This is a genomic window from Hymenobacter cyanobacteriorum, assembly GCF_022631375.1.
Lineage (GTDB): Bacteria > Bacteroidota > Bacteroidia > Cytophagales > Hymenobacteraceae > Hymenobacter > Hymenobacter cyanobacteriorum.
Genome location: NZ_JALBGC010000003.1, coordinates 597414 through 611286, shown reverse-complemented (window position 1 = coordinate 611286; position 13873 = coordinate 597414). Strand labels below are relative to the sequence as shown.

Below are 13873 nucleotides of genomic sequence, written 5' to 3'. Positions count from 1 at the left end.
ATGCGCGGACTCACAGAGTCCACGCTACATTCTTTCGCCGATGCCCACCAAGTTGCCCCTTGCTTTTTTCCAGCGCTCCGATGTGCTCACCATTGCCCGCGAACTGCTGGGCAAACACCTCTACACGCACATTGATGGGGTGATTACGGCCGGTCGCATTGTCGAAACGGAGGCTTACCGGCACGAGGGCGACCATTCGCTTACGCTGCACCTGCAACGCAAGCGCCACCAGGCGCAGGGCCTGCACGTTCCCGGCGGCTACGCCTACATCTACACCGTGTATAACCGCCACGCGCTGTTCAACATTGCCTGCCATGATGCGCAGCACCCCGACGCCGTCCTCATCCGCGCCATCGAGCCGCTGCTTGGCCTTGATGAGATGCTGCAGCGGCGCGGGCTGGCCCAGCCGGCGCGGGCCCTCACGGCCGGGCCGGGCGTGCTCACGCAGGCGCTGGGCATCACGCCGGTGCTCAGCGGCGAGGCGGTAACGGGGCCGCACATCTGGTTTGAGGACCACGGCGAAGCAGTAGCTGCTGCCGATATTGTGGCCAGCACCCGGGTGGGACTAGCCTACGCGGGCGCGGAAGCAGCCGGGCTGCCATGGCGGTTTCGGCTGGCGGGCAGCAAGTGGACAAGCCCGGCTAAGTGAGACGATTGCGCTGAATTTGTAAGGATAGAAAAGCGCGTTCTTCGGCGTAGTCTTAATTCACGAAACTAATGAACCAGAGAAGACTGCTCACTTTGCTAGTGCTTGGACTCGTTAATGTATTTTCTTGTTCATCTCCTAATCCGGAGAAAACTGAGCAGGAACACGCGCAACACCCCACTCCGCAACGACAATTGCAGCAGGTTCAGGGGACCTTCGTCTCTTTTGGCATCCTAACCTACGTGGGGATTGGCTGCGCGAATTATGAGCGGCAGTTTTCCGATGCAACGCCCTTTTTAATTCAGGACACAGCTCGATTGCAGGCTATTATGCGGCGCTTGGCATTATTACAACCTGACACAACTCACTCAGAAGTAGATGTCCGGGCTAAAGCGGTGTTGTTATACAATGACCACACCAGGGATACCATATGTATAGGCCAATTCATTAGTGTATACCGGGGCCGAAACTTCATAGCTGATACTTCACTGTACCAGTTGCTGGGCGTTCGACCTCGCAATTAAAATTGTTTAGCCAAACCGTCGAATATAACGTATCCACGCCAAGCGCCCGGCTACCCGTACGGCTTATCCTTTTTCATTTCCAGCCAGCGGTCGGGCCTATCGAGCGGGGCGTAGCCGAAGCGCTGGTAGAGGGTGTGGGCATCGAAGGTGGCCAGCAGGTGACGGCGCAGGTTTTGCAGGTCGGGGTGGGCCAGCATTTGCTGCACCAGCCACTTCGAGAGGCCGTGGCCGCGGTGGGCGGGCAGCACAAACACGTCGCAGAGCCAGGCAAACGTGGCCCGGTCGGTAACTACCCGGCAAAAGGCGGCCTGCTGGCCGTCGGGCGCGTAAACGCCGAAGCACAGCGAGTTGGCAATGGCCCGCTCCACGGTGGCGCGCGGAATATGTTGAGCCCAGTACGACTCTTCGCTCAGCCAGCGGTGCACGGCGGTTACGTCGAGTTGGGCAGGGTCGGTGCTCAGGGCATAGCCCGAGGGATGAGTGGCGGTGAAAAAGGCAGACATACGGGCCGGAAAAAATGCCCGCGCAAGCTACAAAAGCTCCCGGCATGCTTCCGGCCCGCCCGGAACCACAACCAAAGCGCGTTAGCCGCTGTACTACAAGTGGTTTTCCGGCTTTTCACCTTTACTGCCTATCGATATGAAACTGAAACTGCTACGCAGATTAGCGCTGGCCCTCGGGGCCGCGCTGCCCCAGGTGGCCGCCGCCCAGGCTCCGGCCCTCACCACGTTCCCGGTGGGCACCACCACCGTCACGGCCTCGGCCCTGGCCTCTAACCTGAGCACCATCTGGGAGCTAGTGTGGGGGCCCGACAATTTTATCTGGATGACTGAGCGCAGCGGGCGCATCAGCCGCGTGAACCCCACTACCGGGCAGGTGCTGCCGCTACTCACCATTCCGGACGTGACGGAAAGCAACGAAAGCGGCCTGCTGGGCCTGGCCGTACTGGTTCCGGCGGCGGTGCCGGCCAGCACTTCTTACCTGGTGTTTGTGGTGTATAACTACACCGACCAGGGCGTGTTGAAGGAAAAGCTGGTGCGCTATACGTATACCAACGGCACGCTGGGCAGCCCAGTGGTGTTGCTGGGCAATATTGTGGCCACCACCACGCACAGCGGCTCGCGCCTGCTGCTGCTGCCCGACAACACGTTGCTGATGACCACCGGTGATGCCCAGCAGCAGCCCCAGGCCCAGAACCTGGCCTCGCTCAACGGCAAGATTCTGCGCCTCAACCTCGACGGCACCATTCCGGCCAACAACCCCACGCCCGGCAGCCCGGTGTACACGCTGGGCCACCGCAACCCGCAGGGGCTGGTGCAGCTGCCCAACGGCCGCATCTACAGCTCGGAGCACGGCCCCAACAACGACGACGAAATCAACAAGATTGAAGCCGGCCGTAACTACGGCTGGCCTACCGTGGAAGGCTACTGCGACCTGCCCGCCGAGGCCACTTTCTGCACGGCCAACAACGTGCGCGAGCCCCTCACTACCTGGACGCCCACCATCGCGCCGGCGGGCTTGGCTTACTACGACCACCCCGCCATTCCGGGCTGGCGCGGCAGCCTGCTGCTGGCCGTGCTCAAAGGCAGCCGGCTCACCCAGCTCACGCTCGATGCGGCTGGCCTCGCCATCCCTACCCGCACCGACTACCTCACCGGCTTTGGGCGGCTGCGGGCCGTCTGCGTGTCGCCGCAGGGGCGGGTGTACGTGGGCACCAGCAACCGCGACGGCCGCGGCAATCCCGCCGCTGCCGACGACCGTATTCTCGTGCTCGAAAACCGCGCCTACACCGCCACGGCCACCCGCCCGGCGGCAGATTTTTCCTTCGGCCTGTTTCCGAACCCGGCCCGGCGGCTGGCCACTGTGCAGCTACCCACCGCCGGCTACCGCCTGCAGGTGGCCGACCTGTTGGGCCGCATGGTGCTCAGCCAGCCGCCCGGTGCCAGCGCCACCGCCGTGCTCGATTTAGCCGCGCTGCGTGCGGGCACCTACCTCGTGCAGGCCGACGGCCCGGCCGGGCGCGCCACGCGCCGGCTAGTGGTGGAGTAAGTTGCCTGCGTATCGGACATAAAAAAAGAGCCGGCAAAGCTGCCGGCTCTTTTTTGTGCGCTAAGGGACTGAAAACTATTCCAGCACCACTTTGCGGGTCAGCACCTGGCCGGCCACCGTCACGCGCAGCGTGTAGAGGCCCGTGGCCAGGCCGCGGGTGCTCAGGGTCTGCTCGGTGGTGCCGCTCAGGTTTTTGGTGGCTACCACCTGGCCCAGCGCGTTGAGCAGCGTGGCCTGGCCGGCACCCGTCTGGCCATTCAGGCGCAGCGTGAGTTGGCCGGTGTTGCTCGGGTTGGGGTACACCAGCAGGGCATCGGTGTCGGCCTGGGCCTTGGTGCCCGTGGCAATGGCGCCGATGGTGAAGCTGCCCTGCGTGTCGCCGCTGCCGTAGCCGCTCACCGACATGTAGTAGCGCGTGCCCGGCGTGAGGCCGGTGATGGTGAGCGCGCCCACGTTCTGGTTGTTGTTGGGGCCAGCCTGGCAGAATACCCGCGTGAACGGACCCGCCGAGCAGCTGGGGCTGCTATACACCTGCACCACACCGGCGGCCGTGCCCGTCACCGTCATCGGCATCGAGGCGGCCGTAGCCGTGAAGGTGAACCACACATCTTTCGGCAGCTGCGCGCCCGAGCAGGTGGGCAGCGCAATGCCGTTCTGGGCACTGGTCGAAGCGCCAACGTTGGTGCTGGTCGTTACGGTGTTGCCCAGGGCCACGGCGCCGCAAGGTTCGTCGTTGGCCGGCACGGGCAGCGGCGTGGTGAAGCACACGGGACCGGCGTAGCTGCTGTTGCCGTTGGCCGTGCCGCAGTTCTGCCGCACGTAGAAGCAATAGTCGCGGCTCTGCGTGAGGCCGGTGAGCGTGTAGGTGGGAGCCGTCAGGCCGGTCACTTTCGTGCCCGAGCCCAGGGTGAAGCCCTGCAGACCGTACTCGATTTCGTAGGTCGTGCCCGTGGGAGCACCAGCCGGAGGCGTAAAGCCAAGCTGCGCGCCGGTGCTGGTTACGTTGGTAGCCGTCAGGTTCGATACCGGCAAGCAGGCCGAGTACGTCACGCGCACGTTGTCGAGGCCAATATCCGTCGTGCCAAAGTCGCTGGTGGCCGCGAAGCGGATGATGGTGGTAGCGCCCGCGTTAGCTGGCAGCGACAGGGTCTGGCGCGTCCAGGCGGCGGCCGTCGTCAGCTTCACAAGCGAGCGGCCGAACGTGCTGCCGCCATTCACGCTCACAAACACGTTCAGCGAGTCAGCGCCGCTGGTATTGATGTAATCGAACGTGAGGCCGGCGGCGGCACCCGTGCCGGCCAGGTTCACATACAGGTCAAGCTGGCCGCTGGTGCCGCGCGTGGCGTTGTAGGTGTGGAAGCGGGCCGAGTGCGTGCCGGTGGCGCCGCCCACGGTGCTGCTCGTGGGCGTGTAAGCGCCCGAGGTCGGACCGGTCCAGGCGGCGCTGGCGCCGTCGTCTTCGCGGCGCCACGAGTTGTTGCCCGTCACGGGCTTGCCGCGCCAGTTCACGCTGGGAATTTCGTTGGTGCCGCACTGGCTCAGCCAGGCAGCTTCGAAATCCTGGGTATAAGGAGTCGAATTGTTCACCAGCACGTAGGGCGCGGGTGCGCACTCGGTGGTGAAAGCCACCGCTGCGGCTACCGAGTTGCCATTGGCCGCGCTGCAGTTGGCCACAATGCTCACCGAGTAAGCCGTGTTGGGCGTCAGGCCGGTGAGGGTAGCGGGTGAGGCCGTTACCGTTTGCGTGGTGGGCGTGCCGGTCGCCGGCGTCACCGTCAAGGTGTACGAAACCCCGGCGGTTGGTGCCGTGAAGCTCACCGTTGCAGTCGTTGCCGTCACGTTGGTGGCCGTCACCGCCGTCACCGCCGGGCAGGTCACGTAGCTCACGCGCACGTTGTCAAGGCCAATATCCGTTGTGCCAAAGTCGCTGAAGGCTGTGAGGCGAATGATGGTGTTCGCCGTCAGGCCCGTGGTGGGCAGCGCCAGGGTCTGGCGCGTCCAGGTGGCGGCCGTCGTCAGCTTAAGGAGCGTCCGGCCGAAAGAGGTGCCACCGTTGGTGCTCAACGATACGCTCACCGAGTCGTTGCCGCTGGTGTTGATGTAATCGAAGCTCAGTGTCGGAATGCCGTTGGTACCAGCCATGTTCACGGCTAGGTCGAGCTGGCCGCTGGTGCCGCGCGTGGCGTTGTAGGTGTGGAAGCGGGCCGAGTGCGTGCCGGTGGCGCCGCCCACGGTGCTGCCGGTGGGCGTGTAGGCGCCCGAGGTCGGGCCGGTCCAAGCAGCGCTGACACCGTCGTCTTCGCGGCGCCACGAGTTGTTGCCGGTCGTGGGGGTATTGCGCCAGTTCACGCCGGGCACTTCGTTGATGCCGCACAGGCTCAGCCAGGTGGCCTCAAAATCCTGGGTGTAAGGCGTCGTGTTGTTCACCGTCGCGTAAGGCGCGGGCAGACAGTCGGTACGGAAAGTGGCCGTAACGGCGGTCGAGTTGCCATTGGCCGCGCCGCAGTTGGCCACAATGCTCACCGTGTAGTTGGTGCTGGCCGTCAGGCCAGTCAGGTTCACGGGCGAGGTGGTCACGGTCTGGGTAGTGGCCGTGCCGCCGGTCGGCGTCACCGTCACGATGTAAGAACCGCCGTTGGGGCTGGCCGTAAAATCAACGCTCGCCGTGGTGGTCGTGATGTTGGAGACGGAAACCCCGGTCACGGGCGGGCAGCTGACGTAGCTCACGCGCACGTTGTCGAGGCCGATATCCGTCGTGCCGAAGTCGCTGAAGGCCGTGAAGCGAATGATGGTGGTTGCCGTCAGGCCCGTGGTGGGCAGCGCTAGGGTCTGGGCCGTCCAGGCGGTAGCGGTGCGCAGCTTAAGGAGCGTCGACCCGAAAGAAGTACCGCCGTTGGTGCTCACAGCAATAACCAGCGAGTCGGAACCGCTGGTGTTGATGTAGTCGAAGCTCAGCGTCGGAATGCCGTTGGTACCGGCCATGTTCACGGCCAGGTCGAGCTGGCCGCTGGTGCCGCGCGTGGCGTTGTAGGTGTGGAAGCGGGCCGAGTGCGTGCCGGTGGCGCCGCCCACGGTGCTGCCGGTGGGCGTGTAGGCGCCCGAGGTCGGGCCGGTCCAGGCGGCGCTGGCGCCGTCGTCCTCGCGGCGCCACGAGTTGTTGCCAGTCAACGGCGAGTTGCGCCAGTTCACGGCGGGCGTTTCGCGGGTGCCGCACAGGCTCAGCCAGGTGGCCTCAAAATCCTGGGTGTAGGGCGTCGTGTTGTTCACCGTCGCGTAAGGCGCGGCTGCGCAAGCCGTATTGAACGTAAGGGTAACGGCGGTCGAGTTGCCGTTGGTCGTGCCGCAGTTGCCCACAATGCTCACCGTGTAAGCCGTGCTGGGCGTCAGGCCGGTCAGGGCCACGGGCGAGCCGGTGGGAGCCGGGGTGATGGTTGTCGCCGTGCCGCCGGTCGGCGTCACCGTCACGATGTAAGAACCCGCGCCCGCGCCCGGCGTGAAGCTGAGCGAAGCACTCGTGCCCGTGATGTTCGAAAGGCTGGCCGCCGTCACGGGCGGGCAGCTGATGTAACCCACGCTCACGTTGTCGACGCCGATGTCGGTAACGCCATAGTCGCCTACCGCTTGCAGGCGAATAACGGTGGTTGCCGTCAGGCCCGCGGGCAGGGCTACCGTTTGCCGCGCCCAGGCGCTGGCATTGCGCAGGCCCAGCAGCATGGCCCCGAAGGTGCTGCCGCCGTTGGTGCTCACGTACACTTTCAGCGAGTCGGAGCCGCTGGTGTTGATGTAGTCGAAGGTAAGGGTAGGGGTACCATTGCTGCCCGCCATGTTCAGCGACAGGTCGAGCCGGCCGTTCTCACGGTTGGCGATATCATAGGAGTGAAAGCGGGCCGAGTGCAGGCTGGTGCTGCCGAGGGGGCTGCCGGCCGGCGTGTAGGCCCCCGAGGTGCTAGTCCAGGCGGCGCTGGCGCCGTCGTCGTCGCGCCGCCACGAGTTGTCGCCCGTGATGGGTGTGTTGCGCCAGTTCGTCGCCGGTATGTCTCGGGTGCCGCACTGGCTCAGCCAGGTGGCTTCAAAATCCTGAGTGTAGGGCGTCGTGTTATTCACCGTTGCATAGGGTGCAGCCGTGCAGCCCGTTGCAAACGAACCGGTGGCGGCCGCCGAGGTAGTGGTGCCGCCGCAGTTGCTCACAATGCTCAGCGTATAGGTAGTGCTGGCCGTCAGGCCACTCAACGTTATCGGCGAAGTGGTTCCGGTTTGGGTAATGGGCGTGCCGCCGGTTGGGGTTGCCGTCACGGTGTAGCTGGTGGTGCCGCTAACCGGAGTGAAGCCCACCGAAGCGCCCGTGGCCGTGATGTTGGTTACCGTCACGCCCGACACCGTCGGGCAGGCTACCGGTGCCCCAATGGTCACGGTAAAGTCTTTGGTTTCGCCGCTGGCGAACGACGTGCAGGCATCGGTGGCACCGTTGGCGTTGCCAGCCAAGCGGCTGCGGATGCGCAGGCCCGTCTGGCCCTGCACGGCGGTGGTCGGTATTATCAGCTGCACGCTCACCGGCGTGCCCGTCGGCGAGCTGGTGGTCACCTGCGTCCACTCGCTGGCCTCGAACACGAAGTTGTGGTTGTAGTCAATCCACACCGATACAATGCTCGCGCCGCTCAACGTCGTGCTCAGGGTGTAGGGCACCCCGCTCGACAGCGTGGCCGTCGTCGCGCCCGTAGCCGGGTAGGTGGCGTAGGCTTGCCCGCCCGTGGTGGCGCAGGTAAGGCCCGTAGCATTGAGGGTAGTGCCGGTAATGCCGAGAGTGGTGATGTTATTGCCACCGCAGACGCCGCCGAGGCCGGTGGCGCAGTAGGCCGTTGTCTGCGCGTGGCCGGCCGCGCTGGTTAGCAGCAGGGCTGCTATTGCCAGCGCGTGGGCTCCCGAGCCACGCAGTTTTGCAAGTAAGGGTTTTTTCATGAGGGTGAAGGGGAAAATTGGTGAAGAAACAACTAAATAAACCCGCTGCCTTGGGTGCCGGGCAAGCGGGTCATGTCACTGTCCGAGTGGGCAATGTAAGCACAAAGCCGAAGCAATAAAAATCCTTTAGGTACTTGCTGCTATCAAGTTGGCTACAGTAGCGCCCCGCTGATAAGAGGACATTGCTACCGCGGCCGCCTGCCAGCGGCCGGTGCGCACCGCGTAGCAACATACAGAGAAAAGATGGGGAGAAAAAACTATTGCCAAATAGTTCATTTTTATTCTAAGTTTGCTGGCCTTGGCGCGTAATTTGCTCGCTGAGAAGCCGCTAAAAAAAACTACTCTGGGGGTTGATTTTGCCTCCAGGCTTTGTTGGTGTCGGATTGGCTTGTAACTTGGTTGGCCAAAGCCCGGCACTTACGACCACGGCTCTTCTTCAGTGGGTTTTCCACTACTTGCGCTGCCACCCCTCCGCTTTTTTGTTTTCGTCCCCTTCACCCTTCACCCAATGAAAAAAACACTACTTTCTTTTTGGTTCCTGCTGTTGGCGTGTGCCCTGTTGGGCGGGCTGCCAACCGCGCAGGCATCCCACTTGCTGGGCTGCGACATGACTTATACCTCGCTCGGGGGTAACCAGTACCGGGTGCGGTTTCGCCTTTATCGCGACTGCTCGGGGGCTCCCACGCCGGATTCGTTCGATTTGATTTGCCGCAACGGGGGCTGCAATGCCCCGGCCAGCGTTACGGCCGACCTGTTGCCCGTGGGCCAGACCATCGCCGCCACCCCGCTGTGCCCCACCAACCCCACTACCTGCAGCAACCCCTCGGGCACGTACCCGCTCTACGACTTCACCAACTACGAAGCCACCGTTACCCTGGCCCCGGGCCAGTGGACGATGAGCACGCGCCTGGGCAACCGCCCCGACATCGGCAACCTCACCGGCGGCGCGGGCAACTACCTCTACACCGAAGCCTACCTGGACAACCGGGGCACCAGTGTGGTGAACACTTCGCCCCAGTTCGACCCGCTGGACATTCCGATTCAGTACGTGTGCGTGAACCAGCTCACCACGTTCGGCTTCTCGGCCATCGAGCCCGATGGCGACTCGCTGGTGTACTCGCTGGCGGCCCCGCTCGATAACTGCGGCGTACCCATTGCCTACAAGCCTTACCCCGGCGCGCTCGGCGGTGTTGTCATTCTCAGCCGCAATCCGTTGTGCGTGCTGGAGTTCCCATCGCTCACCGGTGGCAGCACCTATACGCCGCAGCTGCCGCTGCCCGTTGCTTCCGACACCACCGGCTCCTGCCCCATTAAACAGGGTGTGCCGTACTTCCGCCTCAACCAGCAGGCCCGCACCGTTACCTTCAAGCCCAACGTTTACCTGCCCAACCTGGCGGCTGGCGACGGCGGCAACAAGTACGTGGTGGTAGTGGAAGTGAACGAATACCGCCGCATCAACGGCGTGCGCCGCATCATCGGCCGCGTGCGCCGCGAGGCCGTCCTCATTGTTATCGACTGCGGTACCAACACCACGCCCAACCCGGTAACGGCTCAGAACCAGACCCCGAACTCGAACACGGCCACCACCAACACGGTCGATACCACCCGTATCAGCGTGTATTCGTGCAACTACTCGCGGGTGCTTATCAATTTCACCGACCCCGACAACCTGAAGACCCCCAGCGCCCACCAGCGCCTGACTGTGACGCTGCCCGCTACCATCAACTCCGGCTCGAGCTACCTGGCCAGCGGCGACGTGGGGGTATTCTCTTTCAGTACCGACCCGGCCCACGTCAACGGGTCGGAAAACCCGCAGGCCACGTTCATCTTCCAGCCCTCGCCTAATATGGTAGGCCGGGTAATTCGCATCAACGTCGGGATTGAGGACAATGCCTGCCCGGTAAAGGGCCGTCAGAACCGCGTTATCGTGATTCGGATTCTGAAAGGCAACTTTGCCACGGCCCTGGCCACGGCCGGCGGCAGCAGCCTGAGCGGTGTATCGCCCATCACGCTTTGCAACGGCTCGCTGGCCCTGAATGGCTCGGTGGTGCGTCCCGACTCGATTCGCAACCCGGTCACCGGCAAGTCGGTACTGCAAACCTACGCTTACCAGTGGAGCCTGGTGCGCGGCAACGGCTTCAATACGGCCACTGCGACCAACAAGAACATTACGGTAACCCCGACCGTGACGAGCCGCTACCGGCTGCTCATTACGCCCACTGGCGGTTTCGGCCCGGGCTGCGGCGATACGACCTCGATTCTGGTGCGGGTGGCCCCGCCGGTGGCGGCCCGCTTCACCATCACCGACTCCATCTCGAGCCGTCCGGTGAGCAACACGGGCATTGCGCCCGGCCGTCTGGTGCCGCCGATTACGTACAAGTTCACCAACCAGTCGACGATTAACGGCCAGGTGCCGTGCGCCAGCGGCGTAACCACTAACTGCTACACTTCGCCGGAATTCCGCCTCGACTCGCTGCGCTGGACTTATCAGCGCATCAAGGACGGGGCCGGCAACCCCACGACTAATGCGCCGGTGGTCGTGTTTGCCCGCGGCTACACCCCCCGCGACCTAAAGCTGACCGATGGCGGCACCTACCTCATCAAGCTCAGCGCGGCCTCCACGCTCATCACCAACGGCACTACCTCGCGCGTGCCCGGCCAGTGCTCGGCCTCGGTGTTCCAGCGCCTCGTCATTGTGCCCGAGCTGAACGTGCCCAACATCATCACGCCGAACAACGACAACCTGAACGACGTGTTTGTGCTGCCCGTGAGCCAGCGCGGTGGCAAGCTCGAAATCTTCAACCGCTGGGGCAATAAGGTGCAGGAATACAGCAACTACCAGAACACCTGGGCCGGCGCCGGCCAGCCCGATGGCGTGTACTACTACTACATCACCGACACCAGCGGCAACAAGTCGAAGGGTTGGGTGGAAGTACGTCGCGGCCAGTAATCCCGCCGCTACTGCTTCAGTAAAAAAAGAAGGCCGCGAATTTCGCGGCCTTCTTTTTTTGCGGTCATTTTTCTCTGCTTGCGTAGTTGTCCAACCTAGTCCAGGCGGTGGCGCTCGTTTTTGATGGCGTTGTGCACCGTCCAGGGCACTTCGTGGAGCAGCGGGTGCTGGCGCACGGGGCAGGCGGGCATCAGGCAGAGCGAGCAGGCGGCTGGCGTGCAGGGGTCGGCGTGCACGAACATCTCGACTTCCACGGCGAAGCGCGCCCGAATCAACTCCTCGATGTCGTGCAGCTGGGTGTGCACCTGCTCCAGGGTGAGGTAGTAGGGCATCTGCATGTGGCAGTCGATGTGCAGGTTGGAGCCGTAGCGCTGCACGCGCAGGTTGTGCACGTCAATCCAGGACGGGCGGCGCTGGGCCTGCAGTTCGGCAATGACTTCGGCCACCACGGCAATGTCGGTTTCGTCCATCAGGCCCGACACGGCTTTGCGCAGCATCCGGCCGCCGTTCACCAGAATGAAGCCGCCCAGCAGCAGCGCCGCGCCGCTGTCGAACTGCACAATGCCGGTAGCCTGCACCAGCAGCAGCGCCGCCGACGACACGATGGACGTGATGGCATCGATGAACAAATGCTGCCCGTCGCCCACCAGCGCCACCGATTTCAGCTTCTTGCCGCTGCGCACCAATATCATGCCCACGGCCAGGTTCACCACGGCGGTGCTGGCCAGTAGCAGCACGCCCCAGTCGGGCTTGGCCACGGGCTCGGGGTGCAGCAGGTGGCGCGAGGCGCTGTAGAGGATGAAGGCCCCGGCCATGAAAATCAGGCCGCCCTCGAAACCCAGCGACAGGTTCTCGATTTTGCCGTGGCCGTAGGGGTGGTTTTCGTCCTTAGGCAGGCTGGCCAGGTAGAGGCTGTATAGGGCAAAACCGCTGGTAAACACGTTGATAATGCTCTCCAGCGCATCCGTAAGCACGGCCTGCGACCGGGTGAGGTGGTAGGCGTAGAACTTGATGGCTACCAGGCCAATACTCACCACGAGGGAAAGCAGGCCGAGGCGGTTTTTGATTTTGGTGGGCGTCATGAAGCGGCGGTTGCGGCTGCAAAGGTCGGGCACGAATGGCGGGCGGCCCACCGGGGGCAAAATGGCGCTGTAGTACCGGCCCGCGACTGTGCAGCTGGGCCGCTGATTGTCTGGGACCAACCAAATATTCAGGGCGCGCAACCTTTTGCGGGCGAAACGGTATTTAAGCCAGTCAAAAATTATTTTTAGGTTCGTCTAAAAATTGCTAACTTTAGCTATTCGAATTTGTCCGTGCCTCCTTCTTTACTCACCGAAACCACCCCTCCCGCCGAAGCTGGCTGGCGCCACGCCCGGCGCGGCAACTCGCTTAGCGAGGTGTACGCCAGCATTAAGGTGCCGCCCGCCAACGCCCCGTTCTGGCGCAAGCTCATGGCCTTTTGGGGGCCCGGCCTGCTGGTGGCCGTGGGCTACATGGACCCCGGCAACTGGGCCACCGACTTGGCCGGCGGTGCCCGCTACGGCTACACCCTGCTCAGCGTAGTGTTGATTTCCAACCTATTCGCCATGCTGCTCCAGCACCTGGCGGCCAAGCTGGGCATCGTCACGGGCCGCGACCTAGCCCAGGCCTGCCGCGACCACTACTCGCGCCCCGTGAGCCTGGCGCTGTGGATGCTATGCGAAATCGCCATTGCCGCCTGCGACCTGGCCGAAGTCATCGGCTCGGCCATTGCGCTCAACCTGCTGTTCAAGCTGCCGCTGGCCTGGGGCGTGGTGCTCACCACGCTCGATGTGCTGGTGGTGCTGTTTTTTCAGAACAAGGGCTTTCGCATCATCGAAAGCCTGGTGGCGGGACTTATTGTGCTCATTTTCGGGTGTTTTCTCTACGAAATCATCGCCTCACACCCCGACTGGCTGGCGCTGAGCAAGGGCCTGGTGCCGCAGCCTGAAATCGTGACCAACCCGCTGATGCTCTACGTGGCCATCGGTATTCTGGGCGCTACGGTGATGCCGCACAACCTCTACCTGCACTCCAGCATCGTGCAGACGCGGGCCTTCCCGCAGGACGAGCCCGGCAAACGCTCGGCCATCAAGTTTGCCACTATCGACTCGACGCTGGCGCTGTTTCTGGCGTTTTTCGTGAACGCGGCCATCCTCGTGACGGCCGCCGCGGCCTTCCACGGTAAGGGCCACGAGAACGTGGCCGACATTGCCGATGCCCACAAGCTGCTCACTCCAGTGCTGGGCGCAGGTGCGGCCAGCGTGCTGTTTGCCGTGGCCCTGCTGGCTTCGGGCCAGAACTCGACCCTGACCGGCACGCTCGCCGGCCAGATTGTGATGGAAGGCTTCCTCGACATTAAGTTGAAGCCCTGGGTGCGCCGGCTCATCACGCGCCTCATCGCCGTGGTGCCGGCCTTGGTGGTGGCCATCATCTACGGCGAGAAAGGTACCGGTCAGCTGCTGGTACTCAGCCAGGTAATTCTGTCGCTGCAGCTCAGCTTTGCGGTGGTACCGCTGGTGCTATTTACCGGCAGCCGCGCCAAAATGGGCGTGTTTGTGAACCGCCCGGCGGTGCAGGTGCTGGCCTGGGTAGTGTCGGGCATCATCATTGTGCTCAACCTGTTTCTGCTCTGGCAGACGTTTTTCGGTTAATTATTTCCTGACGAGGTAGGGGCTATTCCTGACCTCAATTACTCCCCAAACGGCATCAGATAAGCACCGGCTTTTT

At 63.4% G+C, this 13873-nt stretch carries 7 protein-coding genes; 4 read left to right on the top strand and 3 right to left on the bottom strand.

What is annotated here, in order from left to right; translation table 11 throughout:
* The first annotated feature begins 40 nt into the window (after positions 1-40).
* The gene (locus MON38_RS12325) at positions 41-649 is read left to right on the top strand and encodes a DNA-3-methyladenine glycosylase (protein WP_241936472.1); all 609 of its coding nucleotides are present in this window, start codon (positions 41-43) and stop codon (positions 647-649) included.
* A gap of 571 nt (positions 650-1220) precedes the next feature.
* Here the strand turns inward: MON38_RS12325 and MON38_RS12320 are convergent.
* Positions 1221-1673, bottom strand: a complete 453-nt coding sequence (locus MON38_RS12320) for a GNAT family N-acetyltransferase (RefSeq protein ID WP_241936471.1) — start codon at positions 1671-1673, stop codon at positions 1221-1223.
* Positions 1674-1809: 136 nt separating this feature from the next.
* Here MON38_RS12320 and MON38_RS12315 point away from each other — a divergent pair, with 136 nt between their 5' ends.
* Positions 1810-3219, top strand: a complete 1410-nt coding sequence (locus MON38_RS12315) for a PQQ-dependent sugar dehydrogenase (protein ID WP_241936470.1) — start codon at positions 1810-1812, stop codon at positions 3217-3219.
* A 75-nt stretch (positions 3220-3294) separates the two neighbouring features.
* On the opposite strand, the gene MON38_RS12310 is transcribed toward MON38_RS12315, so the two are convergent.
* Entirely contained in the window at positions 3295-8175 is a 4881-nt protein-coding gene (locus MON38_RS12310; protein WP_241936469.1) for a fibronectin type III domain-containing protein, read from the bottom strand.
* A gap of 508 nt (positions 8176-8683) precedes the next feature.
* On the opposite strand from MON38_RS12310, the gene MON38_RS12305 reads away from it, so the two are divergent.
* On the top strand, positions 8684-11125 hold the full coding sequence (locus tag MON38_RS12305) for a T9SS type B sorting domain-containing protein (protein WP_241936468.1): 2442 nt from the start codon (positions 8684-8686) through the stop codon (positions 11123-11125).
* 95 nt (positions 11126-11220) lie between these two features.
* Here the strand turns inward: MON38_RS12305 and MON38_RS12300 are convergent, their stop codons facing one another.
* On the bottom strand, positions 11221-12240 hold the full coding sequence (locus tag MON38_RS12300; protein ID WP_241936467.1) for a cation diffusion facilitator family transporter: 1020 nt from the start codon (positions 12238-12240) through the stop codon (positions 11221-11223).
* Positions 12241-12438: 198 nt separating this feature from the next.
* On the opposite strand from MON38_RS12300, the gene MON38_RS12295 reads away from it, so the two are divergent.
* Positions 12439-13797: an Nramp family divalent metal transporter gene (locus MON38_RS12295; protein ID WP_338423771.1), complete on the top strand. Its 1359-nt coding sequence runs from the start codon at positions 12439-12441 to the stop codon at positions 13795-13797.
* The last annotated feature ends 76 nt before the right edge of the window (positions 13798-13873 follow it).

Excerpts from the sequence above, each read along its gene's own strand:
- MON38_RS12325 (WP_241936472.1), top strand. The coding sequence starts at position 41 with ATGCCCACCAAGTTGCCCCTTGCTTTTTTCCAGCGCTCCGATGTGCTC.
- MON38_RS12320 (WP_241936471.1), bottom strand. The coding sequence starts at position 1,673 with ATGTCTGCCTTTTTCACCGCCACTCATCCCTCGGGCTATGCCCTGAGC.
- MON38_RS12315 (WP_241936470.1), top strand. The coding sequence starts at position 1,810 with ATGAAACTGAAACTGCTACGCAGATTAGCGCTGGCCCTCGGGGCCGCG.
- MON38_RS12310 (WP_241936469.1), bottom strand. The coding sequence starts at position 8,175 with ATGAAAAAACCCTTACTTGCAAAACTGCGTGGCTCGGGAGCCCACGCG.
- MON38_RS12305 (WP_241936468.1), top strand. The coding sequence starts at position 8,684 with ATGAAAAAAACACTACTTTCTTTTTGGTTCCTGCTGTTGGCGTGTGCC.